Raw genomic sequence first — 23836 nt, 5'->3', positions numbered from 1 at the left:
GTCAGGAGCCGGTTCCGTTCGAAGGGGCGGAATTGTGCACTGCCGCAAGCGCATCCGCCACTCTTTCCATGCGCATGAAGCGCGAGCCTTTCACCAACACCACCGAGTCCGCATCGAGCCGTGCCGACAGCGCCCGGGCCAGCGCCTCGGGCGAGCCGAAGTGACGCCCGCCCTCGCCGAAATTGCGCACCGCCACCGCCGTCATCTCGCCCAGCCCGAACAGGCCGTCGATGCCCTTGCTCTTGGCGTAGCCGCCGATCTCGTCATGCACCTGGGCGCTGGTCTCGCCCACTTCGCCCATGTCGCCCAAGACCAGCCAGGTATGGCCCGGCATGGCCGCCAGCACGTCGATCCCGGCACGTACGGAATCGGGGTTGGCGTTGTAGGAATCGTCCAGGATCACCGCGCCATTCACGCCCTCGCGCCGCTGCAGGCGGCCGCGGCTGCCGGCAAATGCCGTCAGCCCTTCGGCCACCGCTGCAGGCGCCGCGCCCGCAGCCAGGCAGGCCGCAGCAGCGCCGATGGCATTGCGCACGTTGTGCAGCCCGGGCACCTGGAGCGCGAATTCGATGCGGCCCTGCGGCGTGTCGAGTATCACCCGCGAGCCAAGGCCGCGAAGGGTAGCCTGTCCACGGACGTCGGCAGCCCGATCGATACCGAATGTCACAATCCGGCGCCCGCCATTGAGGCTGCGCCAGTCGTCCGCATGCGGATCGTCGGCATTGATCACGGCAACGCCGGCTGCACCGAGCCCGCCGTAGATCGCACCTTTTTCCCGGGCAACGTCCTCCAGCGTACCCATGCCCTGCAAATGGGCGCGCTGGGCGTTGGTGACGATCGCCACCGTCGGCTGCGCCAGCGCGGTGAGGTACGTGATCTCGCCCGGGTGGTTCATGCCCATCTCGATCACCGCGGCGCGATGGAATTCGCGCAGGCCGAGCAGGGTCAGCGGCATGCCGATGTCGTTGTTCAGGTTGCCGTGCGTCGCCAGCACCGACTCGTCGCCGAAGCCCTCGTGCCTGGCCTGGGTGCGCAGGATCGCCGCACACATTTCCTTGACCGTGGTCTTGCCATTGCTGCCGGTGACGCCGATCAGCGGCAGCGCGAAGCGCGCACGCCAGGCAGCAGCCAGGGTGCCGAGCGCGAGCCGGGTGTCGTCAACCGCCACCACCGGCAACGCCGGCTCCGGGTTTTCGGCGAGCCAGCACGCATCGACCAGCGCCGCCGCGGCGCCGGCCTCGGCCGCGGTGCCGACGAAAGCGTGGCCGTCGAAACGCTCGCCGCGCAGCGCAACGAACAACTGACCGGGCACCAGCGCCCGGCTGTCGGTACCGACGCTGCCAAAGCGGGCCGTGCCGATGGCCTGCGCACCGTGTGCAGCAAGTGCCCGGGCCGCGTCCTGCAGGCTCATCATCGCTGGGCACCTCGGGTATGCCAGGCGCGCAAGGCAAGATCGGCCTGTTCAAGATCGGAGAACGGCAGCCGGCGGCCGTGGATTTCCTGGTAGGGCTCATGGCCCTTGCCGGCGATGAGCACCACGTCGTCCGCCGCCGCCTCGGCGACGGCGAAAGCGATCGCCCGGGCGCGGTCGACGATCCGCTCGGCCGCCGGCCCGGCGCCGGCCGCAACCGCTTCGAGGATGTTCTGCGGATCCTCGGTACGCGGATTGTCGCTGGTGACGATGACGCGATCCGCCAGCTGGCGTGCCACCTCGCCCATGATCGGCCGCTTGCCCGGATCGCGGTCACCGCCGCAGCCGAACACGCACACCAGCCTGCCGCGGCGCGACTGCACCGTCGGGCGCAACGACTCCAGCACCTGGGCGAGCGCATCGGGCGTATGCGCATAGTCGATCACGATCAGCGGCTCGCAGACTCCTCCCACCAACTGCATGCGCCCTTCCGGCGGCTGCAGGCGTGCCAGATGAGGAAGCACTTCGTCGAAGGGCAAGCCGCGAGCCAGCAAAGCCGCGGCGACCAACAACAGGTTGGAAACGTTGAAATGCCCGACCACGCGTACCTGGACGTCGGCCGTACGTCCGTCCCAGTTCAACACGAAGCGGAAACCGGTGGCGGACGACTGCAGCCTGTCGCCAAACAGCACGCGCGCACCGGGCACCGCATCGACATTGACTTGGTACAGCGTGCAGGCGATCACCTCACGGCCTTCGCCGACCAGGCGCCTCGCCAGCATCAAGCCGAACGGATCGTCGATATTGACGATCGCGGTCGCACTGCCGGCCAGCGTGAACAGACGGGACTTGGCCTCGCCATAGGCTTCCATCGAGCCGTGGTAATCGAGATGGTCGCGGCTCAGGTTGGTGAAGATCACTGCATCGAAGCAGGCACCGTTCACCCTGCCCTGGTCGAGGCCGATCGACGACACTTCCATCACTGCCGCACCCGCTCCGGCAGCAAGAAAGCCGGCCAGCAGACGATGCAGTTCCAGCGCGTCGGGCGTGGTGTTGAGCGCGCTCTGCAGTTCCCCGGCGAAGCCGTTGCCGAGCGTGCCGACGATGCCGCAGCGCGTTCCCACGCCCTGCAGCGCGGCTGCGATCATCTGGCTCACCGTCGTCTTGCCGTTGGTCCCGGTCACTCCCGCCAGCCAGAGCTTCTCGGACGGATGGCCGTAGATCTCGTGGGCAAGATGCCCTGCGATCTCGCGCAGCCCTTCGACCGGCAGCGACGGTACCGGCAGGTGTCCGGGCGCGAAGCCATCGCCGCTCTCCCACAGCACGGCCGCGGCGCCGCCCTCGACCGCCGAAGCCAGGTAGCGCCGGCCGTCGGTGCGGAAACCCGGCCATGCCGCGAACACCTCGCCGGCACCAAGCTTGCGCGAATCGGCGGTGATGCCGGCAGGCTCCACACCCGCCGCGCGCAGGCAGGCCAGGATCGACGCGACCTTCCCCATTTACATGCTCTCCCGCACCACACCGGCGCCAGCTTCGCCTTCTTCACCCTGGCGGCGAGCCAGCTGCAGCGGCGTCAGCGGCGCGTCCGGCGCCACGCCGAGCGAGCGCAGCGAACCTTCCATGATTCGCGAGAACAGCGGCCCGACCACGGTACCGGCGTAGTAGCTGCCGGCACTCGGCTCGTCGATCATGACGGCGACGACGAGACGCGGATTCGACACCGGCGCAAAGCCGACGAAGGAAGCGACATAGCGCTTGACGTAGCGGCCGTTCTCGATCTTCAGCGCGGTACCGGTCTTGCCGCCGACACGGTAGCCGGCCACCTGCGCCTTGGTCGCGGTGCCGCCGGCCTGCGTTACCGACTCCAGCATCGCGCGCACCGCCCGCGTGGTTTCCACCGAGAAAATCCGCCGCCCATTGCTGGGCGCGCCTTCGACACGGGTCAGCGACAAGGGCACGAGTTCGCCATCGCGCGCAAAGGCGAGATAGGCGCGCGCCATCTGGATCAGGCTCACCGAAATACCGTGGCCATAGGACATCGTCGCCTGCTCGATCGGCTTCCAGCTCCTGGCCGGACGCAGCCGTCCGCCGCTCTCGCCGGGAAAGCCGAGATTGAGCGGCTTGCCGAAACCCAGATCATCGAACAGCTGCCACATCTCGGTCGGCGAGAAATACTGGGCGAGCTTGACCGTGCCGATGTTCGACGACTTCTGGATGACTTCGGCGACGGTCATCGGCTTGTCGTGGCGATGCGAATCCGAGATCGTCGCAGTGCCGATCGTCATGCGGCCCGCAGTCGCGTCGATCAGCGTGGTCGGCCTGACCTTGCCGCGATCGAGCGCAAGCCCGGCAATGAAGGGCTTCATGATCGAGCCCGGCTCGAAACTGTCGGTGAACACGCGATTGCGCAGTTGCTCGCCGGTCAGGTTGCGGCGGTTGTTCGGATTGAAGGTCGGCGCGTTCACCATCGCGAGGATCTCGCCGGTGCGCGAATCGATGACCACCGCCGCCCCAGCCTTGGCCTTGTGCTCCTTCATCGTGTCGCGCAGCGCCGACCAGGCGAGGTACTGGATCTTGCCGTCGATCGACAGCGCCACCTCTTCGCCTTCACGCGGCGGGCGGACCGCCTCGGCGCCTTCGATGATCTGGCCGCGGCGGTCCTTGATCACGCGGCGCAGACCGGGCACGCCGGCGAGCTGCTTGTCGAAGGCCAGTTCGATGCCTTCCTGCCCCTGATCCTCGACATTGGTGAAACCGAGAATGTGCGCCATCACCTCGCCGCCCGGGTAATAACGGCGGAACTCACGCTGCTGATGGATACCGGGCAGTTCGAGATCGGCGATGCTCTGCGCCACTTCCGGCGACAGCTGGCGTTTCAGATAGACGAAATCACGCTGGGTGGCGAGCTTCTCGTTCAGCTCACGCACATCCATTTCCAGCACTCGCGCCAGTTCCCGCGCCTGCGCAGGCTCGAGCTTGGTGTCGGCCGGGATCGCCCATACCGAGCGCACCGGCGTGCTGACCGCCAGCATGTCGCCATGGCGGTCGGTGATGCGGCCGCGCGTGGCCGGAATCTCGATCGTGCGCGCATAGCGCGACTCGCCCTTGGCCTGCAGGAAATCGTTATTGACGCCCTGCAGGTACAGCGCGCGCCCGGCCAGGGTCATCGACCCCGCCAGCAGCGCGAGCAGCAGGAAGCGCGGACGCCACATCGGCAGCTCGCGCTTGAGCAGAGGGTTGTGATTGAAGGCGACCCCGCGTCGGCTCTTCTTCATGATGACGGCTCCACCACCAGCACCTGGCCTTGCACGGGCGGGCGCATGCCCAGCCTTTCCCGCGCCAGTTTTTCCACCCGGGCATGCGCTGCCCAGGTGCTTTGTTCAAGTTGCAACTGCCCCCATTCCACTTCGAGGCTGTGCGCCCGCGCCTGCTCGCGCTCGAACTCCGCATACAGCTTGCGGGCCTGATGCTGGGCGGAGATCACGCCCAGCGCGCTCGCCACCGTCAGCGCCACCAGCACGGCATCGAAGCGCATCTTCATGCTTCGCTCCCGGCGCGCTCGGCCACCCGCATCACCGCACTGCGCGAACGGGGGTTGCCCGCCACTTCCGCATCGCCCGGCCGCTGCGCCTTGCCGACCAGACGCAGGCGGGGCGGCGGCAGCTCGGCGGCACGGATCGGCAGCCTCGCCGGCAGCACCGGCGGGCGGGACTCGTCACGCATGAAACGCTTGACGATGCGGTCTTCGAGGGAATGAAAGCTGATCACCACCAGCCGGCCGCCCGCAGCGAGACGATTCACGCAGGCAGGCAGCACGCGCGTCAGCTCCTCGAGCTCCTGATTGATGAAAATCCGTAGAGCCTGGAAGGTGCGTGTCGCCGGGTGCTGCCCCGGCTCGCGTGTACGGACCGCTTTTTCCACGATCGCGGCAAGTTGTCCAGTGGTTGCAACAGCCCCCCCTGTCCGAGCAGCTGCAATCGCCTTTGCAATCGCATGAGCAAACCGTTCCTCGCCATAATCCCTGATCACCTCCGTCATCTGGCCGACGGACGCTTCCGCCAGCCAGCCCGCCACGGTCTGCCCGCGGCTGGTATCCATACGCATGTCCAGCGGTGCATCGAAGCGAAAGCTCATGCCCCGCGCTGCCTCATCAAGCTGGGGTGAAGACACCCCCAGATCCAGCAACACCCCATCCACCTGCGCCACACCCAGCTCCCCCAGCATTTCGTCCAGCGAGCCGAAAGCCTCGTGCACCAGCGTCAGCCGTGCATCGCCCAGCGTCCGGCCCGCGGCAATCGCCGCCGGATCACGGTCGAAGGCAATCAGCCTCCCCGCCGGCCCGAGCCGCTCGAGCACGGCGCGGCTGTGCCCGCCACGGCCGAAGGTGCCATCGACGTAGACCCCGTCCGGCTTGACGTCGAGCGCATCGACCGCCTCCTTCAGCAGCACGGTGACATGGACAGCAGCGGCAGCACTCATCGCGGTGCTCACAGCGCCAGATTCTCGAAGCCGGGCGGCAGGCCCGCATTCATCAGCGCCAGCATGGCCTGCTGCTGCTGCTGCCAGCCCTCGTCGGACCACAGTTCGAAGTGGCTGCCCTGGCCCACCAGCCAGACCTGCTTGTCGAGCTTGGCGAACTGGCGCAGCGACGGCGCCACCAGCACACGGCCGGCGGCATCGAGGGATTCCTCCTGGGCGAAGCCCACGAGCAGGCGCTTGAGCATGGCGGAAGTCGGGTCCAGGCCGGGCGCGGCCAGCACCCTGTCACGGATCGGCACCCAGGCGGGCACCGGATAGACGAGCAGGCAGCCATGGGGATGGGCGGTCAGCACCACCTGGCCGTTTTCGACGGCCAGGGCATCGCGATGCCGCGCAGGGATCGCGAGGCGACCCTTGGCATCGAGATTGAGCGCAGCGGCTCCCTGGAACATTGACCCCCCTGACCGGATTGGGGAAGCGCCCTATCGACACTTTTCCCCACTTTTTTCCACTTGACCCCACTTTAGTGGAAAGGCTTTACCCGGTCAAGCTGAAGAATCAGGATTTTCTTTGTGACACAATGACTTATGCCACATCGGCAAAGACCGGATAAACCCTGAAAAATCAAGGCAGATCATGTATCGACATGCGAAAACAGGTGAACTTGCGCCGGGCCGCCAGCCAAGTGGGAGGAAGTGGGGAAAAAAGCCCACGACGAGGCCTGGATCGGCCCCGGAGGGCCGGCCCACAAGCAGCCGCCACGAACGATGAAAACCGGAATGGGGGAATGCGCAGACGACAGCCGCGCGGAGCTGCACAGCCTGCCGTTCCGGACGGACGCCGGAACGGAGAAACGAACTGAATTCGAAGGGAAGTTCGCCGATAAGCCGGGTTCTGTCGAACACCGCCGGCAAGCCGGCGGCATCGGGCAGTCATTCCTCTGGGCGCCACGTCGCCGTGGCGCTCTAGCAGCCTACCCGGGAGCGACGCGAGCCACGCCAATGCTCCCCTATTTGGCCTTGCCCCGGATGGGGTTTGCCGTGCCAGTCCTGTTGCCAGTCCTGCGGTGGGCTCTTACCCGCCGATGCTTTCGCATCGGCCCGCAGCCTGCTTGCGCATGCCGCGGCACCGTTTCACCCTTGCCTGATCCGTCTTGCGACGGCCATCGGCGGTCTGCTCTCTGTTGCACTTTCCGTCGCCTCACGGCGCCCGGCCGTTAGCCGGCATCCTGCTCTGCGGGGCCCGGACTTTCCTCCACGCACGACGAGGTGCGCAGCGACTGCCTGGCGAACTTCCAGCGGCGGATTATACGCGGGACTTCAGTCCTGGTTCGCCGGCGCGGCCACGAAAGCCGGTGCGCCGTCCTTGAGCACGAAACTGCCGACCCAGGAACCCGGCGGTTTGCCGTCGGGATTGGCCCAGTCCTGCACGCGGCACACGTCGGTGCTGGCCAGATACCAGTAAGGGCCCTGCTGCAGCGCCCACAACCGGTCGCCCGCCTCGTACACCCGCATTTCGACCAGCGTGGTCGAGCCCGGATGGATGCTGACCCGCTTCTGGCACTTGGGCAGGCGCGAGGCGATCACCGCCTGCTTGAGATCGCTGTCCCAGAAGAATTTCTGCTCGCGCACCAGGATCAGCGCATGATCCTTGCCGTTAACCATGTAGGCGGTCGCGCTGTTCTCGCAGGCTGCCAGCACCGGCAACACGCCAAGCACCGCCAGCACCCGGGCCAAACGGGCGAGATGAATCCGCATGAATGCCCCCTCAGGCAAGCAGTTTCCAGGCGACCGTCTCGCCGGCGCGCAAGGGCACCAGCGGATCGTCGCCGAGATAGGGATAGGCCGCCGGCACCGTCCACTCCTCGCGCTGCAGCGTGATGGTGTCGACGTTGGGCGGGAAACCGTAGAAAGCCGGGCCATTGAGGCTGGCGAAGGCCTCGAGCTTGTCCAGCGCGCCGGCAGCGTCGAAGGCCTCGGCATACAGCTCGATACCGGCATGGGAGGTGTAGCAGCCCGCGCAGCCACAGGCGTTTTCCTTGGTGCTGCGCGCATGCGGCGCCGAATCGGTGCCAAGGAAGAAGCGCGTGCTGCCGGAGGTGACGGCGGCGAGCAGTGCCTCGCGGTGGGATTCACGCTTGAGCACCGGCAGGCAGTAATGGTGGGGACGGATGCCGCCCTGGAAGATGGCATTGCGATTCAGCAGCAGGTGGTGCGCGGTGACGGTGGCGGCGACGTGGCTGCCCGCCGCGCGCACGAACTGGGCGGCCTCGGCGGTGGTGATGTGCTCGAAGACGATCTTCAGCCCCGGGAAACGCCGCACCAGCGGCGACAGCGTGCGCTCGATGAAGACCCGCTCGCGGTCGAACACATCGACGTCGGCACCCGTCGCCTCGCCATGCACGCACAGCACCAGACCGCGCTTTTCCATGCGCTCGAGCACCGGGTAGATCTTGTCGAACCGCCGTCACGCCGGCGTCGGAGTTGGTCGTGGCGCCGGCGGGATAGAGCTTGGCGGCGACGACGTGGCCGGACTCGACGGCCCGGTCGATCTCGTCGGGCGGCAGGTTGTCGGTCAGGTACAGGCTCATCAAGGGCTTGAAGCGCGTACCCGGCACCGCGGCCAGGATGCGCTCGCGATAGGCCAGGGCCTGTGCGGTGGTCGTCACCGGCGGCTTCAGGTTCGGCATGATCAGCGCCCGGCCGAAGCGTTCGGCCGTATGCGGAACCACGGCGGCGAGCGCGGCATCGTCGCGTACATGGAGGTGCCAGTCGTCGGGGCGGACCAGGGTGATCGATTGCATTGTGGAGATATCCTTGAAGCCGGAACGCAGATTATAGGCGCTCGACTCCGGCTTGAGCGTGCATCCTGCCGCATGCGGCAGCCATATGCCGCATCTGCACGGTCGGCCCCTCAGCCGCGCTCCCCGCGCAGCGCAAGCGCTCGCGCATACAGTGCATTCCTGGATGCGCCGGTGATGTCCGCAGCAAGCCGGGCGGCACTCTTCACCGGCAATTCGCGGAGCAGCAGGACCAGCACCCGCTCGGCTTCGGCGTCCAGCCCCTCGCCCGCGGGCTTGCCGGCCAGCACGAGGACGAACTCGCCGCGGCTGCGGTTCGGATCGGCGGCGAACCAGGCCGCGGTTTCGGTCAGCGGCATGCGCACGATCTGCTCATGCAGCTTGGTCATCTCGCGCGCGATCAAGATCTCCCGTTCGCCGCCGAAGACCTCTGCCAGATCGGCCACACATTCCGCGATGCGGTGCGGAGCCTCGTAGAACACCATCGCCGCGGCCTCGTCGCCCAGCGGCTGCAAGGCCGCCAGGCGGGCCGCCGACTTCGCCGGCAGGAAACCGACGAAGCGGAAGCCGCCTTCGGCCAGCCCCGCCACCGACAGCGCTGCAATCGCCGCACAGGCGCCCGGCACCGGCACCACCGGAAAGCCCGCCTCGCGCACCCGCGCCACCAGCCGTGCGCCAGGATCGGACACCGCCGGCGTGCCGGCGTCGGTGATGAATGCCACCTGCTGCCCGGCCTCGAGCAGCGCGATCAGGCGGCCGGCCGCTTCCTGCTCGTTGTGCTGATGCACCGCCAGCATGCGCGTCTCCACGCCGAAGGCATCGAGCAGGCGCTGGCTGTGGCGGGTGTCCTCGGCAGCGACGATGTTCAACCGCCTTCAACACTGCGAGCGCGCGCAAGCCCATGTCGCCGATGTTTCCGAGCGGTGTCGCCACCACATACAATGACGGCGTACTGGACAGCGGGTTTTCGGGCAGCGCGACGCTGGAGCGGGGAATGATGGTGTTCATGGCGATGGATGCGGCGCGCGAGCGCCGCCTGGCGAGGACTCCGGAATGACGGCGGGCAGTCGCACGAGCCGCGCGCCCGCCACGACGGACGACATTGTCGGCGCCCGCGCAACGCCGGCGCAAGCGCGCGGCCGGCTCGCCGAGGATCTGGCCGCGCGCCATCTCGAAGCGCGGGGCCTGCGCATCCTCGCCCGCAACGTCCGCTGCCGCGGCGGCGAGGTCAACCTGATCTGCCTGGAACGCGGCAGCGTCGTCTTCGTCGAAGTGCGGCTGCGCACCAACACCCGCTTCGGCGGCGCCGGCGAAAGCATCACCGCCGCCAAGCAGCGGCGCGTTCTGCTGGCGGCGCGCTGGTGGCTCAACGGCCAGGGCCAGCGCTTCCAGTCCGCCCCCTGCCGTTTCGACGCCGTGCTGCTCGACGGCCTCGACGAAGCCTGCATCACCTGGCTGCGCGGCGCCTTCGATGCCGGCTGAACCAGCATGCTAGACTTCCCGCCCCAGCGAACGACTCTTGCGACATGGACCTCATCGCGCGCATCTCACGCCAGTTCCAGGACAACACACGCACCACGCTCGATGCGCTCGAAATGCTCGCCGCACCGATCGCAGGCGCGATCGAGATCATCACGACCAGCCTGCTCGACAACGGCAAAGTCCTGGTCTGCGGCGGCAGCGGCTCATCCGGCGACGCACGGCGCTTCGCCGCCCAGCTTGTCAACGGCTTCGAACTCGAACGCCCCTCGCTGGCTGCTTTTGCCCTCAGCGCCGATGCCTCGACGCTGGCCCCCATCTCCGGCGACCCCTCACCCGAAGGCCTGCTGTCGCGCCAGATCCTCGCCCTCGGCCAGCCCGGCGACATCCTGCTGACGCTGTCGGCGCACGGAGACTCCCCCCGCATCCTCGAAGCCATCGGCGCCGCCCATGAGCGCGACATGCGGGTCATCGCCCTCACCGGCGCCGACAGCAAGACCACGGCCGAACTTCTCGGCCCCGACGACATCCACCTTTGCGCCCCCGCCGAGCGCACGGCACGCATCCAGGAACTGCACCTGCTGATCCTGCATTGCCTGTGCGACGGCATCGATTGTCTATTACTTGGAGTGGAAGACTGATGCGCCATACGCACGATACCCCCAGCCCGTCCCGCCGCCGTCTCCTGCTCGGCCTCGCCGCAGCGGGAACCCTGCCCTTGCTGCAAGGCTGCTTCCCGGTGGTCGCCACCGGCGTCGGCGCCGGCGCCGCGATGGTCGCCGACCGGCGCACCAGCGGCTCCTACGTCGAGGACGAAAGCATCGAATGGAAGGTCGCCAGCCGCATCCGAGAACGCTTCGGCGACACCGTCCACGTCAACGTCACCTCCTACAACCGCAACGTGCTGCTGACGGGCGAGGCTGCGAACGACACCGTGCGCAGCCAGCTGGACGGCGTGGTCGCAGGTGTCGACAACGTCCGCGGCGTGATCAACGAAGTGGCGGTCGGCCCCAACTCGGCGCTGACCGCTCGCGGCAACGACACCCTGATCACCTCCAACGTCAAGGCGCGCTTCCTCGACGCCGGGCGTTTCTCGGCACACAACATCAAGGTCGTGACCGAGGCCAACGTCGTCTTCCTGCTCGGCATCGTCACCCGTGCCGAAGCCGATGCTGCCGCCGAGATCGCCCGTACCAGCAAGGGCGTCAGCAAGGTGGTGCGGGTATTCGAATACATCAGCGACGAAGAAGCGCGCCGGCTGGACAATCCGACCAACGCGCGCAAGTAGTCCCCCCAGGGAGGGCCTTCGGCCACTCCCTGGCTGCCGCCATTCAGGCAGCGGCGGCGAGCGCATCCAGCAGTTTCTGATGCACGCCGCCGAAGCCCCCGTTGCTCATCACCAGCACCTGATCTCCTGGCTGCGCGGCCGCGGCCACATCCGCCACCAGGCGGTCCAGCGATTCATGCACCCGCGCCCGCTCGCCCAGCGGCGACAGCGCCTCCGCCGCATCCCAGCCCAGACTGCCCGCGTAGCAGAACACTGCATCGGCCTCGGCCAGGCTGGCCGGCAGTTGGGCCTTCATCACGCCCAGCTTCATCGTGTTCGAGCGCGGCTCCAGCACCGCCAGGATGCGCCCCTGCGGCTCCCGCCGGCGCAAGCCGCCCACGGTCAGCGCGATCGCCGTCGGGTGGTGGGCGAAATCGTCATAGACACGCACGCCGCGCGCGGTGCCGCGCAGCTCCAGCCTGCGCTTGATGCCCTGGAAGCGCGCCAGGCTGGCGATCGCCTGAGCCGGCGTGACACCGACGTGGCGCGCCGCGGCGACCGCCGCCAACGCGTTCTCGCGGTTATGGCTGCCCGCCAGCGGCATCTCCACCCGCCCCAGTTCCCTGCCGCCCAGGCTGAACACTGCCTCGGCTTCCGACACGCCCGCCGCGGCCTGCCATTGCGCCGCATCGTTGAACCATTCCAGCTCGGACCAGCAGCCGCGCTCGACCACCCGCTTCAGGCTGTCCTCGCGGCCGTTGGCGATCACCCTTCCGCTCGCCGGGATCGTCCGCACCAGGTGGTGGAACTGGGTCTCGATCGCCGCCAGGTCGGCAAAGATGTCGGCGTGGTCGAATTCGAGATTGTTCAGGATCGCGGTGCGCGGCCGGTAATGGACGAACTTGGAACGCTTGTCGCAGAACGCGGTGTCGTACTCGTCGGCCTCGATGACGAAGAACGGCGATTCGGTCAGCCGCGCCGACACGCCGAAGTTCTGCGGCACGCCGCCGACCAGGAAACCGGGATTCAGGCCGGCGTCGTCCAGCATCCAGGCCAGCAGCGAGGTCGTCGTGGTCTTGCCGTGGGTGCCCGCCACCGCCAGCACCCAGCGCCCGGCCAGAACATGCTCGGCCAGCCACTGCGGACCGGACACGTAGGGCAGGCCGCGGTCCAGGATGGCTTCGAGCAGGGGATTGCCGCGCGACACCGCATTGCCGACGACGAACACGTCCGGCGCCAGATCGAGCTGCGCGGCATCGTAGCCCTCGGTCAGGCGGATGCCCTGCTCTTCGAGCTGGGTGCTCATCGGCGGATAGACGTTGGCATCGCAGCCGGTGACGACATGGCCGGCCGCGCGCGCGAGCAGCGCCACGCCGCCCATGAAGGTGCCGCAGATGCCGAGGATGTGGATGTGCATGGCGAAGAAGCTCCGGGAGGCCGTCATCCGGATGAAACCGGCCCGTGTAGAATGGGCCCGCATTCTACCCGAGCCTCCTCATGCCCTCACACGCGACTCCCAACGGCACCCTGCGGCGCGAGATCGCCGCGCTGGCAGCCCGCATGATGGCCGAAGACGGCATCAGCGACTTCGGCTTCGCCAAGCGCAAGGCCGCCAAGCAGCTCGGCGCGGCCGACTCCGAGGCCCTGCCGACGAATACCGAGATCGAGGCCGAACTGCGCGCCTGGCAGGCGCTGTATCAGGATGAAGAGCAGCCCGAACGCCTGCACGAGATGCGCAGCGCCGCGGTCGAGGTCATGCGCCTGCTCGCCGACTTCCGCCCTTATCTGACCGGCGGCGCGCTGGACGGCACCGCAGGCCGATATTCCGAACTGGAAATCGAACTCTTTCCCGAAAGCGCCAAGGAAGTGGAGATCTTCTTCCTCAACCAGGACTTCCACTATGAGCACCGGGAGCCGCGCCGCCCTGCGCCGAACAGCCCCGAAGCCATCCTGAGCTTCGACTGGGACGAAGTACCGGTGCGGCTGTCGATCTACTCCGCCGGCGCCGAACGCAACGGCCGGCGTGGCCAGGAGCGGGCGCGGCTGGCCCAGGTCGAAGCCCTTCTCGAAGCCGAGAACAGCCCTCCGGCCGCTGACGCCTGAAGGACACACCGATGAGCCGCAGCCTCCAGACCCTGCTGATCCTCGCCGTCGCCGTCCTGGCCGGAATCGCCGGCTATTTCGCCAATCGCAACGGCGCCCCCGCCGGACAGACCCATGTCGTGCCGGACACTGCGATCGATGCCCTGTTCGCCCTCACGCTGCCGGACACCGACGAGCAGCCGCAGGCCCTGGAGCAATGGCGCGGCAAGGTCATCGTGGCCAATTTCTGGGCGACCTGGTGCCCCCCTTGCCGCAAGGAGATTCCGGACTTCGCTGCCGCCAGCCAGGCGTTTGCCGGCCAGCCGGTCCAGTTCGTCGGCATCAGCATCGACAGCCTCGACAAGGTTCGCGCCTTCGACACCGAGTTCGATGTCCCCTACCCTCTGCTGATCGCAGGCCCCGAAACCTTGAACCTGGCAAAGAACTTCGGCAACGATGCCCGGGCGCTGCCCTTCACCGTCATCATCGATCGCGACGGCAAGGCGCGCCACATCAAGCTGGGCACCTTGAAACGGGACGAACTCGAGAGCAGAATCCGCGCACTGCTGCCTTCCTGAGACATCGTCCCCGGCAACGCCGATGTGGACAATTTGCATCGATTTGCTGCAAACTTGCCGGCATGAAGCGTACAAAACGCGGCCCCATGGCAGCCCGCGGCCCCGCAGGCGACCGCCTGCAAGCACCCGCTGCACCACTTTCCAAGGCGTCTGATCAGCCGCAGCGGCCTCGTTTTGCCGTGCCGGCCACGTGCATCAGCCTCGCCGATGGCGGCCCGTCCATCCGCTGCACCGCCGACGTCGCAAGGCGCCCCCTGCCCTTTCTGCGTCCTGCATCACCATCCTCGCCCCATCCGGGCACCGTAGCCTGCCGGCCCAGCGGCCAGCGCATGCCTGCGGAAACCAGAACATTGATCGCCGACGAACACCGCTCGCAAGCGGCATCGTCAAGCATGGAGAAATAGCATGGATCTGCGCAAGCTGAAGAAACTCATCGACCTCGTCCAGGAGTCCGGAATTTCCGAACTGGAAGTCACCGAAGGCGAGGAGAAGGTCCGCATCGCCAAACACATCGGCGTGGCCGCGCCGACCACCTATGTCGCATCCGCTCCGGCTGCCGCACCGGCCCCGGTCGCCGCAGTCCCTGCGCCGGCAGTCGCCGAAGCCGCGGCGGACGCGCTGCCCGAAGGCGAGATCGTCAAGTCGCCGATGGTCGGCACGTTCTACCGCGCCTCGGCACCCGGAGCCAAGCCGCTGGTCAACGTCGGCCAGACCGTCGCCGAAGGCGACCGCCTGTGCATCATCGAAGCAATGAAGCTGATGAATGAGATCGAATCGGAATTCTCCGGTGTAATCAAGGCCATCCTGGTCGAGAACGGCCAGCCGGTCGAATACGGCCAACCGCTCTTCATCATCGGCTGATCACGCCATGTTCGAGAAGATCCTCATCGCCAACCGCGGAGAGATCGCCCTCCGCATCCTGCGCGCCTGCCGCGAGCTGGACATCAAGACGGTCGCGGTGCATTCCGAAGCCGACACCGAAGCCAAATACGTCCGCCTCGCCGACGAATCGGTCTGCATCGGCCCGGCCTCGTCCACGCTGAGCTACCTCAACGTGCCGGCGATCATCTCGGCGGCCGAAGTCACCGATGCCGAGGCCATCCACCCCGGCTACGGCTTCCTCTCCGAGAACGCCGATTTCGCCGAACGCGTCGAGCAGTCCGGCTTCGTCTTCATCGGCCCGCGCCCCGACACCATCCGCCTGATGGGCGACAAGGTCTCCGCCAAGGACGCGATGAAGGCTGCGGGCGTGCCCTGCGTGCCCGGCTCCGACGGCGCACTGCCCGACGAACCCAAGGAAATCATCAAGACCGCCCGCGCCATCGGCTACCCGGTCATCATCAAGGCGGCGGGCGGCGGCGGCGGGCGCGGCATGCGCGTGGTGCACACCGAGGCCGCGCTGCTCAACGCCGTCACCACCACCCGCGCCGAAGCCCAGGCGGCGTTCGGCAACCCGGTGGTGTACATGGAGAAATACCTCGAGAATCCGCGCCACGTCGAAATCCAGGTCCTCGCCGACCAGCACGGCAACGCGGTCTATCTGGGCGAGCGCGACTGCTCGATGCAGCGCCGCCACCAGAAGGTCATCGAGGAAGCCCCCGCGCCCGGCATCGACCGCAAGCTGATCGCGAAAATCGGCGAACGCTGCGCCGAAGCCTGCCGCACGATCGGCTATCGCGGCGCCGGCACCTTCGAGTTCCTGTACGAGAACGGCGAGTTCTACTTCATCGAGATGAACACCCGCCTGCAGGTCGAACACCCGGTCACCGAGTACATCACCGGCATCGACCTGGTGCAGGCGCAGATCCGCGTCGCCGCAGGCGAGAAGCTGTGGTTCGGCCAGGGCGACATCAAGTTCCGCGGCCATGCCATCGAGTGCCGCATCAACGCCGAGGATCCGTTCAAATTCACGCCCTCGCCCGGCCGCATCAGCAACTGGCACACGCCCGGCGGCCCCGGCATCCGGGTCGATTCGCACGTGTACAACGGCTATACCGTGCCGCCGCACTACGATTCGATGATCGGCAAGCTGATCGCCTACGGCGACACCCGTGACCAGGCCATCCGCCGGATGCGCATCGCGCTGTCCGAGATGATGGTCGAAGGCATCAAGACCAACGTGCCGCTGCACCAGACCCTGATGCTCGACCCGCGCTTCATCGAAGGCGGCACCAGCATCCACTACCTGGAACACAAGCTGGCCAACCGCAACGAAGTGAAGAACTGAGCCGATGTGGATCTCGGTCACCCTGCAGGCTGACGCCGACCGCGCCGAAGCCCTGTCCGACGCCCTGATGGAGGCTGGCGCCCTGTCGGTGTCCATCGAGGATGCCGACGCCGGCACCGACGCGGAAACACCGCAGTTCGGCGAACCCGGCCACCTGCCCACCGCACTGTGGGACCACAGCCGGGTGATCGCGCTGATCGACGGCGGCACCAGCGCCGACGCACTCGAGGCCCTGCTGGCGGAGGCCGCTAAGGCCGCCGGGCTGGACGACGTGCCGCCGTACACCACCGAGGAAGTCGCCGAGCAGAACTGGGTCCAGCTCACGCAGAGCCAGTTCGACCCCATCCGCATCACCGAGCGGCTGTGGATCGTGCCCTCGTGGCACGAAGCACCGGACGGCAACGCAATCAACATCGAACTCGACCCCGGCATGGCCTTCGGCACCGGCTCGCACCCCACCACCCGGCTGTGCCTGGAATGGCTGTGCGACACGGTCACGCCCGGCATCAGCGTGCTCGACTACGGCTGCGGCTCCGGCATCCTCGCCATTGCAGCGGCCAAGCTGGGTGCCACCGACGTGCTGGGCATCGACATCGACGAAAAGGCGGTCGAGGCCGCGCGCGACAATGCCGGACGCAACGCCACGGCGATCCGCCTGCAGCACTCCGGCGTGCCGCTGGGCGACACCTTCGACCTCGTCGTCGCCAACATCCTGACCAACCCGCTGTGCGTGCTCGCCCCCGCCATCGCCGCACGCGTCGCGCCGGGCGGCCGCGTGGCCCTGTCCGGCGTGCTCGAAACCCAGGCCGGCCAGGTCATCGAAGCCTGGGCGCCGTTCATTGCGCTGCAGGTCGGCGCAACGCATGACGGCTGGATCCGGCTGGAGGGGCAGCGCTTCGCAGCATGATGCTGACACGCTGCCCCGCCTGCCAGACCACCTTCCGGCTCGGCCCGGAGCAGCTTCGCGCGCACCAGGGCGAAGTCCGCTGCGGCCATTGCTTCCATCCCTTCAACGCACTCGAACACGAGATCGTTCCACCCACCAGTGCGCCACAGGGCGCATACCGGGCTTCGCCCCAAGCCGAACCGCGCGAGGCCGGGCTCGCCCCAATCTCTCAGGGCCCGGTGGCCACGCAGGAAGCAGCACCGCAGGACGCCCCTCCGCCAGAGCCCGGCTTCATCGTGCTGGAAGAAAAATCTGCGGCACCGTCACCAGCCGCCGACGATCAAGGCTTCGCCCTCCCTGGCGAACTCCCGCCCCCCTCCCCTCGGCCGACGCCTCCCGGCTCGGGCACACTCGACCCCGCGGCAACGGCAAGAGAGGAAAACAAGCCGCCCGTGCTGCCCGAAGTGCTTCGCAGCAGCCGGCGGACGGCAGCTGGAACGGACACAGCACCCGATGCCCCGGCCGGCCGGGCGCAGCCCGGGCATGAAAGCAGTATCGCCGGCCCGCATGGCCCGGATGACGGCGCCGGTCTCGAAGATGCGGGGCCCGCTGCCGATCCGACAACCGACGGCGATGCAAGCGCAACCGGAACAGAACAGGCCGATACCGCGCTGCTCAGGCCGGCGCCACACTCGCCCCCCAAGGAGCCCCCCCGAGCGGCCCACGTCGACATCGAGCAGCTCGATGCGAAATACGGCCGCCCCAAGGCTCCCGCCAGTCCGCGCCAACGCGCCCTGGCCAGCCTCGCCGTCGGTCTGCTGGGAGGCCTGCTGGCCGCCCAATGCGTCTATCTCTACCGCATGGAAATCGCCCGTGATCTGCCCGGGCTGCGCCCGCTGCTGGAGACGGCATGCGCCACGTTCGGCTGCACGGTCCCCTTTCCGCGCGACATACAGCAGATCAGCGTCGACCTGTCCGATCTTCAATCGGAGCCCGGCAAGCCAGGGCAGTACATCCTGTACGCCACGATCAGCAACCGCGCCGGGCATGTACAGGCCTGGCCCCACCTGGAGCTGACGCTGACCGACGCACGCGACACACCGGTCGCGCGCCGCGTGCTCGCCCCTCACGAATGGATTCCTCCCGCGCAGCATGGCGACACTTTCGCCAGCCGTAGCGCGGTCAATGTCCGCCTTGCTTTCGCTGCTCCGGATCTCGCCCCGACGGGCTATCGGATCGACAAGTTCTACCCCTGATCGTCCGGCTTCGTACAATCCGGCATCTAGCGGGACACCCGCACCGTGCCGGCGTCGCGCAATACGCGCACCCGCTCGCCCGCCCGGAAGGCCTCGCCTTCGTCCGCCTGCACCACCGCCAGGAACTGGCCGCCGTCGAGCCGCACCGTCACTTCCACTCCGCGCGTCCGGGTCGCCCCTTCCTCGATCGCCGCACCCGCCACGCCGCCGGCCACCGCGCCGATGACCGCGGCGGCGGCAGCGCCACGTCCACCGCCGACCGAACTGCCGGCAATGCCGCCGACCGCCGCGCCCGCCACCGAACCGATGGGCGTCTTCGTGCCTTCGAGCTGCACCGCGCGCACCGATTCGACGGTGCCGAACTGCACGGTCATCGCCCGCCGCGCCTCGGTGCGCGAATAGGTGCCACCGCCCAGACCCTGGGCGCAGCCGCCCAGCAGCAACAGCGCGGCAAGCGCAGCAGTGGCGGCACGCAAACTCATGGCCTTCCCATTCACCATACTTCCTCCCCGAATGCCTGCCGATAACGCGCAGCGACATCGTCGCGCGTCGGCGCATGATTCTGTCCGCCACGGTGCGCGATCTTGAACGCACCCATCACCGTGGCAAGGCGGCCCGCCTTCAGGATGCCCCAGCCATTCGCCAGTCCGTACAGCAAACCGGCGCGATAGGCATCTCCGCAACCGGTGGGATCGACGATCGCTTCCGGCTCCACCGCCGGCACGCTCTGCACTTCGCCGCCACTGTAGATACGCGAACCCTCCGCACCCAGGGTAACGACGAAACCTTCGACCATCGCCGCCAGTTCGGCCTCGCTCCGGCCGGTCTTCTCGCACATCAGGCGGGCCTCGTAGTCATTGACCGTGCAGTAGCGCGCCAGTTGCAGGCATTCCAGTAACGCTTCGCTACCGAGCACGGGCAGCGCCTGGCCGGGATCGAACACGAAGGGCACGCCGAGCCGGGCAAATCCCCGTGCATGGCGCAGCATGCCTTCGGGCCCGTCGGGCGAGACGATGCCCAGCTCCACGCCTTCGGCATCGCCCACGTCATTGAGATGCGAATGCAACATCGCCCCCGGATGGAAGGCGGTGATCTGGTTGTCATCCAGATCGGTGGTGATGAAGCACTGCGCGGTGAACGTGCCCGGCACCTCGCGCACGTGGTCCTGCCGCAGGCCGAGCTGCTGCAGCTGGTGGCGGTAAGGCGTTGCGTCCTCGCCCACCGTCGCCATGATCAGCGGATCGCTGCCCAGCAGCTTCAGCGAATAGGCGATGTTGCCTGCGCAGCCGCCGAACTCCCGGCGCATGTCGGGCACCAGGAAGGACACGTTCAGGATATGGATCTGCTCGGGCAGGATGTGATTCTTGAAACGATCCGGGAACACCATGATCGAGTCGTAGGCGATCGACCCGCAGACGAGAATGGACATAGGGAATGACCCAGCAAGGAAGGGAAAGGCCGCCATTATACGAGGCCGCCACGCACGGGCCGGTCAGGCTGCGGACCGTCTTCCGGCCCTGCCCTGGCGGCCCTCGGTCACACCGCCGTAATCCGCCCGTCACCGCTGCGCAACACGGAGTTTCGAGAATGCTTCCGTCCCCACGGAACGGAGCCACGCCATGCTCGAAAACCGCCAGCCACGCCAGGAAGCCGCCGTCCGCAGGAGCCGCCGGCTCCACGTCGGCCTCGCCACCTGCGAGACCGAGATCCTCGAAGCGCAGAAACTGCGCTACCGCGTCTTCGCCGACGAAATGGGCGCTCGCCTGGCCACCCGCACGCCCGGCGTCGATCGCGACCTCTACGACCCCTTCTGCGAACACCTCATCGTCCGCGACGAAGACGCCGGCCGCATCGTCGGCACTTACCGCATCCTGTCGCCGAGCGCCGCGCGCAGGGTCGGCGGCTACTACTCCGAGAACGAATTCGACCTCACCCGCCTGCAGCACCTGCGCCTCCGCCTGGTGGAGATCGGCCGCTCGTGCATCGACGCGGAATACCGCAGCGGCGCCGTCATCGCCCTGCTCTGGGGCGGCCTGGCACGCTACATGAAGGACAACGGCTACGACTACCTCGTCGGCTGCGCCTCGGTCAGCATGGCCGACGGCGGGCACGCCGCGGCCAGTCTGTATAATCGCCTGCGCGACCGGCACCTGGCGCCGGCGGAATATCACGTCTTCCCGCGCTGCCCGCTGCCGCTGGCGGCACTGCGCGCCGACCTCGCCGCCGAAGCGCCGCCGCTGATCAAGGGCTACCTGCGCGCCGGCGCGTGGATCTGCGGCGCCCCGGCGTGGGACCCCGACTTCAACACCGCCGACCTGCCCATCCTGATGCCGATGAGCAAGGTCGACGACCGCTACGCGCGGCACTTCATGGAACGCAAGGACTGATGGATCGATCGGGGCAGGCCGTGGAACATGCCAGTCATCCCGCTGCCTGCACGGAGCCGGCCCCCGATCCTTTCGCTCCGGCGCTCACTCCCTCCTCGGTTGCAAGCAGGGCGCAGCACCCTGCCCCTGCCGCGCTGCGTGCCTGGCGCTACCTGCGCCTGGCCCTGCACCTGCTGGTCGGCGTGCTGACGCTGCTGCTGGCCGTCCCCTTCTGCACTCGCCCCACCCTGCTCGATCTGCGCCGGCGCTGGTCGCGGCGCCTGCTCGACATCCTCGGGTTGCGCCTGCAGCTCCAGGGCGCAGCGATCGAGCCAGGCACGATGCTGGTCGCCAACCACATTTCCTGGGTGGACATCTTCGTCATCAATGCCGTCGCACCGTCCGCCTTCGTCAGCAAGGCCGAAGTACGCAACTGGCCGGTGATCGGCTGGCTCTCGGCCAGGAGCGACACCATCTTCCTGCGCCGCGGCAGCCGCGGCCACGCCCGCATCATCAATGCCGAGATCGCCGCCCTGCTCGATGCCGGCGACAACGTCGCGATCTTCCCGGAAGGCACCACCACCGACGGCAGCCACGTGCTGCATTTCCACGCCGCGCTGCTGCAGCCCGCCATCGCCTGCGGCCATGCCGTGCAGCCGCTGGCGCTGAGCTACCGCCGGCCGGACGGCAGCTACAGCCGCGCGCCCGCCTACGACGGCGAGCTGACGCTAGGCCAGTGCCTGGCCAACATCGTCGCCGAACGTGAAACCGTCGCCTGCGTCAGCGCCGCGCCGCCGGTCGAAACCCGCGATGGCATCGACCGCCGCAGCCTGGCGCATGCCGCACGCGCCACGATCATGCGCGGCATCGGCTGCGCGGATGACGAACAGGGCTGATCAGCCCTGCTCCTGAAACACCGCGCCATCCTCGATCCGCACCGCGGTCAGCTTGCCGCCCCACACACAGCCCGAATCGAGCGCGAGCAGCCCCGGCTCGCGATGGAAGCCCAGCGCGGACCAGTGCCCGCACACAATGGTATGCGTCCTGCTGAGCCGGGCAGGCACACGGAACCACGGCATGGTGTCGGCCGGCGCCTGCGTGGGCGGCCCCTTGGCACGCAGCACCATGCGGCCGTCGGCGGTGCAGAAGCGCATCCGCGAGCAGGCATTCACGATCACCCGCAGGCGGTCCCAGCCCTTGAGCTTGTCGTTCCAGCGATCCGGCTGGTTGCCCGCCAGTTCGAGCAGGAACTTGCGCGCCTGCGGCCCGGCCAGCACCGCGGCCACCTCGTCGGACAAGGCTTTCGCCTGCTCCACTGTCCAGCCCGGCAGCAGGCCCGCATGCACCAGCACATGCTCGCCTTCGACTCTCACCAGCGGCTGGCGTGCGAGCCAGCGCAGCAGTTCGTCGCGGTCGGGCGCGTCCAGCACCTGGCGCAGGGTGTCGTCACTGCCGCGCCGCTTGAAGCCGGCTGCCACCATCAGCAGGTAAAGATCGTGGTTGCCCAGCACCACGTCCACCGCGTCCCCCAGCTCGCGCAGCAGGCGCAATACCCGCAGCGAATCGGGGCCGCGATTGACGAGATCACCGACCAGCCACAGGCGGTCGGACGAAGAATCGAAGGCGACCCGCTCGAGCATGCGCGCCAATTGCGCGTAACAGCCCTGGATGTCGCCGATGGCATAAGTCGACATACTGGAAGATCGATGCTCGCCGCATCGGCTGCGCGGCGGAAGAGTCAAAGAGCGCGATTGTAAAGGATCGAATCTTTCGATCGCTCAAGGCGTTTGATCCATTGCCTCGACAATGCTCTTGGCAAACTGGCGAAAATCATCGAGATGCAGGGCTGCAATCGCATACACGATGCGCCAGTCGATTTCATCATAGTTATGGACCGCAATATTGCGAAAACCGACGGCTCGGCGCAAGCGCAAGGAAAGCTCTTCCGAAATGACCCCACAGGCCGCCAATTGCGAAAATGCTGCACCCATGGTTTCCGGCGGCGGCAAGCCACGACGCGTCAGCGCATGGGCCGCCAGATCCACACACAACTGCACAGCACGGGTCAGGTTGAGCGATACGATGTCTTGAGCATCGACGTCGTCAACGAGCGCTTCAGCCGACTGCGGGCATTTTTCTGCCACGCGCACGAGGCAGCGCTGCAGCGAATCGAGCTTGCGCTCGACGATCACCCTATCCATGCCTGCCGCCGCTCCCTGAGCATCCGTTCCACATAGGGCATGAAATCCTCGTTCTGGTAGATGTGTCGCAGACCCAGCTCTGCATGTTCGGAGTCGCTGCCGAAAATCCTTCTTCCCTTCAAGATCTGGCCCAGCAGGGGCTCTCCTGCACGATGCAGATCTACGAGATCCACCGGCCGGTCCGTCGCTTCTGCAATGGCCTGAATCAGTGCCATCTTCTGCTGCGCATCGAGCGGATGCTCATACAGGACGGCGACATCCACATCACTGTCGGGCCCAGGCGAACCGTTTGCAAACGAGCCGAATATGAACGCCAGCCGAAGGCTGGGCAGCGTTTCGAGGATGCCCGACAAACGGGTATCAAGAGACTGGTTCTTCATTGTTCGACTCCATGGCTCCCTCACCAGCGGAAGGGCCATCATGCCGCAAACGACGGACCAGCGCATCCACGTCCTCGTCTGCCCAGAGTCCGGAGTGGGATGGATGGCAACAGCAAGACCGCGCAGTCGCTGCCTGTTTGCTGCATAGGTCCGTGCATGCAACCAACCCAAACGGGCAAAGAAGGATGGGCCATGCAAACCGTCGCCAAAGTTGCTGCGAAAGGCCGGATCACGATTCCAACGAGCATCCGCAAGGCGCTTCAGGTTTCGCGTGGCGACCGCACCAGTTGGACACTCGGTGCCGACGGCACTGCGGTCGTGAGGCGCTTGCAGCCCATCGTGAGACAGCGCTAAGCGAAACGAGTAGACGAAAAAACGGGCGCCGAAGCGCCCGTTTTGCTTTCGAACCTGTCGGAGGAACCCG

General features: G+C 67.4%; 25 protein-coding genes, 1 other RNA gene and 2 pseudogenes. 12 read left to right on the top strand and 16 right to left on the bottom strand.

Features of this window, described 5'->3' with window-relative positions; translation table 11 throughout:
• Position 1: 1 nt before the first annotated feature.
• The 10 genes and pseudogenes from QM748_RS00390 to rsmI all read right to left on the bottom strand — a co-directional run bounded on the left by QM748_RS00390 (position 2) and on the right by rsmI (position 9632).
• Positions 2 to 1414 (bottom strand): UDP-N-acetylmuramoyl-tripeptide--D-alanyl-D-alanine ligase, encoded by a 1413-nt coding sequence (locus QM748_RS00390; protein ID WP_415245122.1) that lies wholly within the window; start codon positions 1412 to 1414, stop codon positions 2 to 4.
• On the bottom strand, positions 1411 to 2910 hold the full coding sequence (locus QM748_RS00385; protein WP_415245121.1) for a UDP-N-acetylmuramoyl-L-alanyl-D-glutamate--2,6-diaminopimelate ligase: 1500 nt from the start codon (positions 2908 to 2910) through the stop codon (positions 1411 to 1413). The genes QM748_RS00390 and QM748_RS00385 overlap by 4 nt, the downstream gene beginning before the upstream one ends.
• Positions 2911 to 4686 carry a peptidoglycan D,D-transpeptidase FtsI family protein gene (locus QM748_RS00380; RefSeq protein WP_415245120.1) on the bottom strand — a complete coding sequence of 592 codons (1776 nt, stop codon included), beginning with the start codon at positions 4684 to 4686 and terminating at the stop codon, positions 2911 to 2913. It lies immediately after the preceding gene.
• Complete coding sequence (gene ftsL, locus QM748_RS00375) at positions 4683 to 4952, bottom strand: cell division protein FtsL (protein ID WP_415245119.1); 270 nt, start codon at positions 4950 to 4952, stop codon at positions 4683 to 4685. The genes QM748_RS00380 and ftsL overlap by 4 nt, the downstream gene beginning before the upstream one ends.
• The gene (rsmH, locus tag QM748_RS00370) at positions 4949 to 5890 is read right to left on the bottom strand and encodes a 16S rRNA (cytosine(1402)-N(4))-methyltransferase RsmH (RefSeq protein WP_415245118.1); all 942 of its coding nucleotides are present in this window, start codon (positions 5888 to 5890) and stop codon (positions 4949 to 4951) included. The genes ftsL and rsmH overlap by 4 nt, the downstream gene beginning before the upstream one ends.
• Before the next feature lie 8 nt (positions 5891 to 5898).
• Positions 5899 to 6342: a division/cell wall cluster transcriptional repressor MraZ gene (gene mraZ, locus QM748_RS00365; RefSeq protein WP_415245117.1), complete on the bottom strand. Its 444-nt coding sequence runs from the start codon at positions 6340 to 6342 to the stop codon at positions 5899 to 5901.
• Between the two features lie 415 nt (positions 6343 to 6757).
• Positions 6758 to 7185, bottom strand: an RNA gene (rnpB, locus tag QM748_RS00360) — RNase P RNA component class A.
• Positions 7186 to 7209: 24 nt separating this feature from the next.
• Positions 7210 to 7647 carry a hypothetical protein gene (locus tag QM748_RS00355; RefSeq protein WP_415245116.1) on the bottom strand — a complete coding sequence of 146 codons (438 nt, stop codon included), beginning with the start codon at positions 7645 to 7647 and terminating at the stop codon, positions 7210 to 7212.
• A gap of 10 nt (positions 7648 to 7657) precedes the next feature.
• A pseudogene (pyrC, locus tag QM748_RS00350) lies at positions 7658 to 8693 on the bottom strand (dihydroorotase).
• Between the two features lie 110 nt (positions 8694 to 8803).
• Positions 8804 to 9632, bottom strand: a pseudogene (gene rsmI / locus QM748_RS00345) (16S rRNA (cytidine(1402)-2'-O)-methyltransferase).
• Here rsmI and QM748_RS00340 point away from each other — a divergent pair.
• The 4 genes from QM748_RS00340 to QM748_RS00325 are packed head-to-tail and all read left to right on the top strand — an operon-like array spanning position 9592 to position 11457.
• Positions 9592 to 9747: a hypothetical protein gene (locus QM748_RS00340; RefSeq protein ID WP_415248086.1), complete on the top strand. Its 156-nt coding sequence runs from the start codon at positions 9592 to 9594 to the stop codon at positions 9745 to 9747. The pseudogene rsmI and the gene QM748_RS00340 overlap by 41 nt on opposite strands.
• Complete coding sequence (locus QM748_RS00335) at positions 9744 to 10172, top strand: YraN family protein (RefSeq protein WP_415245115.1); 429 nt, start codon at positions 9744 to 9746, stop codon at positions 10170 to 10172. Before QM748_RS00340 ends, QM748_RS00335 begins: the two co-directional genes overlap by 4 nt.
• A gap of 44 nt (positions 10173 to 10216) precedes the next feature.
• On the top strand, positions 10217 to 10810 hold the full coding sequence (locus QM748_RS00330; RefSeq protein ID WP_415245114.1) for an SIS domain-containing protein: 594 nt from the start codon (positions 10217 to 10219) through the stop codon (positions 10808 to 10810).
• On the top strand, positions 10810 to 11457 hold the full coding sequence (locus QM748_RS00325; protein WP_415245113.1) for a BON domain-containing protein: 648 nt from the start codon (positions 10810 to 10812) through the stop codon (positions 11455 to 11457). Before QM748_RS00330 ends, QM748_RS00325 begins: the two co-directional genes overlap by 1 nt.
• A gap of 43 nt (positions 11458 to 11500) precedes the next feature.
• On the opposite strand, the gene mpl is transcribed toward QM748_RS00325, so the two are convergent.
• Positions 11501 to 12853, bottom strand: a complete 1353-nt coding sequence (gene mpl, locus QM748_RS00320) for a UDP-N-acetylmuramate:L-alanyl-gamma-D-glutamyl-meso-diaminopimelate ligase (RefSeq protein WP_415245112.1) — start codon at positions 12851 to 12853, stop codon at positions 11501 to 11503.
• Between the two features lie 80 nt (positions 12854 to 12933).
• On the opposite strand from mpl, the gene QM748_RS00315 reads away from it, so the two are divergent.
• From QM748_RS00315 to QM748_RS00290, 6 genes are all read left to right on the top strand, one after another.
• Positions 12934 to 13539 carry a hypothetical protein gene (locus QM748_RS00315; protein WP_415245111.1) on the top strand — a complete coding sequence of 202 codons (606 nt, stop codon included), beginning with the start codon at positions 12934 to 12936 and terminating at the stop codon, positions 13537 to 13539.
• A gap of 11 nt (positions 13540 to 13550) precedes the next feature.
• Positions 13551 to 14096 (top strand): TlpA family protein disulfide reductase, encoded by a 546-nt coding sequence (locus QM748_RS00310; RefSeq protein ID WP_415245110.1) that lies wholly within the window; start codon positions 13551 to 13553, stop codon positions 14094 to 14096.
• A 405-nt stretch (positions 14097 to 14501) separates the two neighbouring features.
• The gene (gene accB / locus QM748_RS00305) at positions 14502 to 14957 is read left to right on the top strand and encodes an acetyl-CoA carboxylase biotin carboxyl carrier protein (protein ID WP_415245109.1); all 456 of its coding nucleotides are present in this window, start codon (positions 14502 to 14504) and stop codon (positions 14955 to 14957) included.
• A gap of 7 nt (positions 14958 to 14964) precedes the next feature.
• On the top strand, positions 14965 to 16323 hold the full coding sequence (accC, locus tag QM748_RS00300; RefSeq protein ID WP_415245108.1) for an acetyl-CoA carboxylase biotin carboxylase subunit: 1359 nt from the start codon (positions 14965 to 14967) through the stop codon (positions 16321 to 16323).
• A 4-nt stretch (positions 16324 to 16327) separates the two neighbouring features.
• The gene (gene prmA / locus QM748_RS00295; RefSeq protein WP_415245107.1) at positions 16328 to 17230 is read left to right on the top strand and encodes a 50S ribosomal protein L11 methyltransferase; all 903 of its coding nucleotides are present in this window, start codon (positions 16328 to 16330) and stop codon (positions 17228 to 17230) included.
• On the top strand, positions 17227 to 18465 hold the full coding sequence (locus QM748_RS00290; RefSeq protein ID WP_415245106.1) for a DUF3426 domain-containing protein: 1239 nt from the start codon (positions 17227 to 17229) through the stop codon (positions 18463 to 18465). The genes prmA and QM748_RS00290 overlap by 4 nt, the downstream gene beginning before the upstream one ends.
• Positions 18466 to 18491: 26 nt before the next feature.
• Here the strand turns inward: QM748_RS00290 and QM748_RS00285 are convergent, their stop codons facing one another.
• Both QM748_RS00285 and QM748_RS00280 read right to left on the bottom strand, forming a co-directional pair.
• Positions 18492 to 18965, bottom strand: a complete 474-nt coding sequence (locus tag QM748_RS00285) for a glycine zipper 2TM domain-containing protein (protein ID WP_415245105.1) — start codon at positions 18963 to 18965, stop codon at positions 18492 to 18494.
• On the bottom strand, positions 18959 to 19894 hold the full coding sequence (locus QM748_RS00280; RefSeq protein ID WP_415245104.1) for a carbohydrate kinase family protein: 936 nt from the start codon (positions 19892 to 19894) through the stop codon (positions 18959 to 18961). The genes QM748_RS00285 and QM748_RS00280 overlap by 7 nt, the downstream gene beginning before the upstream one ends.
• A 190-nt stretch (positions 19895 to 20084) precedes the next feature.
• On the opposite strand from QM748_RS00280, the gene QM748_RS00275 reads away from it, so the two are divergent.
• Complete coding sequence (locus tag QM748_RS00275; protein WP_415245103.1) at positions 20085 to 20852, top strand: GNAT family N-acetyltransferase; 768 nt, start codon at positions 20085 to 20087, stop codon at positions 20850 to 20852.
• A 134-nt stretch (positions 20853 to 20986) separates the two neighbouring features.
• The gene (locus QM748_RS00270) at positions 20987 to 21727 is read left to right on the top strand and encodes a lysophospholipid acyltransferase family protein (RefSeq protein WP_415247984.1); all 741 of its coding nucleotides are present in this window, start codon (positions 20987 to 20989) and stop codon (positions 21725 to 21727) included.
• Here the strand turns inward: QM748_RS00270 and QM748_RS00265 are convergent, their stop codons facing one another.
• From QM748_RS00265 to mntA, 3 genes are all read right to left on the bottom strand, one after another.
• Positions 21728 to 22525 carry a symmetrical bis(5'-nucleosyl)-tetraphosphatase gene (locus tag QM748_RS00265; RefSeq protein WP_415245102.1) on the bottom strand — a complete coding sequence of 266 codons (798 nt, stop codon included), beginning with the start codon at positions 22523 to 22525 and terminating at the stop codon, positions 21728 to 21730.
• Positions 22526 to 22609: 84 nt separating this feature from the next.
• On the bottom strand, positions 22610 to 23032 hold the full coding sequence (gene hepT, locus QM748_RS00260) for a type VII toxin-antitoxin system HepT family RNase toxin (protein WP_415245101.1): 423 nt from the start codon (positions 23030 to 23032) through the stop codon (positions 22610 to 22612).
• Complete coding sequence (gene mntA / locus QM748_RS00255) at positions 23020 to 23412, bottom strand: type VII toxin-antitoxin system MntA family adenylyltransferase antitoxin (protein WP_415245100.1); 393 nt, start codon at positions 23410 to 23412, stop codon at positions 23020 to 23022. Before mntA ends, hepT begins: the two co-directional genes overlap by 13 nt.
• Positions 23413 to 23836: the final 424 nt, after the last annotated feature.

The organism is Thauera sp., from assembly GCF_047601425.1.
In the GTDB taxonomy this organism is placed as follows: Bacteria; Pseudomonadota; Gammaproteobacteria; order Burkholderiales; family Rhodocyclaceae; genus Thauera.
Note: the sequence above shows the minus strand (reverse complement) of the source record. Positions and strands in the feature narration are given on the sequence as shown.

Bases quoted from the DNA above. Each gene is read 5' to 3' on its own strand.
- QM748_RS00390 (WP_415245122.1), bottom strand. From the start codon at position 1,414: ATGATGAGCCTGCAGGACGCGGCCCGGGCACTTGCTGCACACGGTGCG.
- QM748_RS00385 (WP_415245121.1), bottom strand. From the start codon at position 2,910: ATGGGGAAGGTCGCGTCGATCCTGGCCTGCCTGCGCGCGGCGGGTGTG.
- QM748_RS00380 (WP_415245120.1), bottom strand. From the start codon at position 4,686: ATGAAGAAGAGCCGACGCGGGGTCGCCTTCAATCACAACCCTCTGCTC.
- ftsL (WP_415245119.1), bottom strand. From the start codon at position 4,952: ATGAAGATGCGCTTCGATGCCGTGCTGGTGGCGCTGACGGTGGCGAGC.
- rsmH (WP_415245118.1), bottom strand. From the start codon at position 5,890: ATGAGTGCTGCCGCTGCTGTCCATGTCACCGTGCTGCTGAAGGAGGCG.
- mraZ (WP_415245117.1), bottom strand. From the start codon at position 6,342: ATGTTCCAGGGAGCCGCTGCGCTCAATCTCGATGCCAAGGGTCGCCTC.
- QM748_RS00355 (WP_415245116.1), bottom strand. From the start codon at position 7,647: ATGCGGATTCATCTCGCCCGTTTGGCCCGGGTGCTGGCGGTGCTTGGC.
- QM748_RS00340 (WP_415248086.1), top strand. From the start codon at position 9,592: ATGTCGCCGATGTTTCCGAGCGGTGTCGCCACCACATACAATGACGGC.
- QM748_RS00335 (WP_415245115.1), top strand. From the start codon at position 9,744: ATGACGGCGGGCAGTCGCACGAGCCGCGCGCCCGCCACGACGGACGAC.
- QM748_RS00330 (WP_415245114.1), top strand. From the start codon at position 10,217: ATGGACCTCATCGCGCGCATCTCACGCCAGTTCCAGGACAACACACGC.
- QM748_RS00325 (WP_415245113.1), top strand. From the start codon at position 10,810: ATGCGCCATACGCACGATACCCCCAGCCCGTCCCGCCGCCGTCTCCTG.
- mpl (WP_415245112.1), bottom strand. From the start codon at position 12,853: ATGCACATCCACATCCTCGGCATCTGCGGCACCTTCATGGGCGGCGTG.
- QM748_RS00315 (WP_415245111.1), top strand. From the start codon at position 12,934: ATGCCCTCACACGCGACTCCCAACGGCACCCTGCGGCGCGAGATCGCC.
- QM748_RS00310 (WP_415245110.1), top strand. From the start codon at position 13,551: ATGAGCCGCAGCCTCCAGACCCTGCTGATCCTCGCCGTCGCCGTCCTG.
- accB (WP_415245109.1), top strand. From the start codon at position 14,502: ATGGATCTGCGCAAGCTGAAGAAACTCATCGACCTCGTCCAGGAGTCC.
- accC (WP_415245108.1), top strand. From the start codon at position 14,965: ATGTTCGAGAAGATCCTCATCGCCAACCGCGGAGAGATCGCCCTCCGC.
- prmA (WP_415245107.1), top strand. From the start codon at position 16,328: ATGTGGATCTCGGTCACCCTGCAGGCTGACGCCGACCGCGCCGAAGCC.
- QM748_RS00290 (WP_415245106.1), top strand. From the start codon at position 17,227: ATGATGCTGACACGCTGCCCCGCCTGCCAGACCACCTTCCGGCTCGGC.
- QM748_RS00285 (WP_415245105.1), bottom strand. From the start codon at position 18,965: ATGGTGAATGGGAAGGCCATGAGTTTGCGTGCCGCCACTGCTGCGCTT.
- QM748_RS00280 (WP_415245104.1), bottom strand. From the start codon at position 19,894: ATGTCCATTCTCGTCTGCGGGTCGATCGCCTACGACTCGATCATGGTG.
- QM748_RS00275 (WP_415245103.1), top strand. From the start codon at position 20,085: ATGCTCGAAAACCGCCAGCCACGCCAGGAAGCCGCCGTCCGCAGGAGC.
- QM748_RS00265 (WP_415245102.1), bottom strand. From the start codon at position 22,525: ATGTCGACTTATGCCATCGGCGACATCCAGGGCTGTTACGCGCAATTG.
- hepT (WP_415245101.1), bottom strand. From the start codon at position 23,032: ATGGATAGGGTGATCGTCGAGCGCAAGCTCGATTCGCTGCAGCGCTGC.
- mntA (WP_415245100.1), bottom strand. From the start codon at position 23,412: ATGAAGAACCAGTCTCTTGATACCCGTTTGTCGGGCATCCTCGAAACG.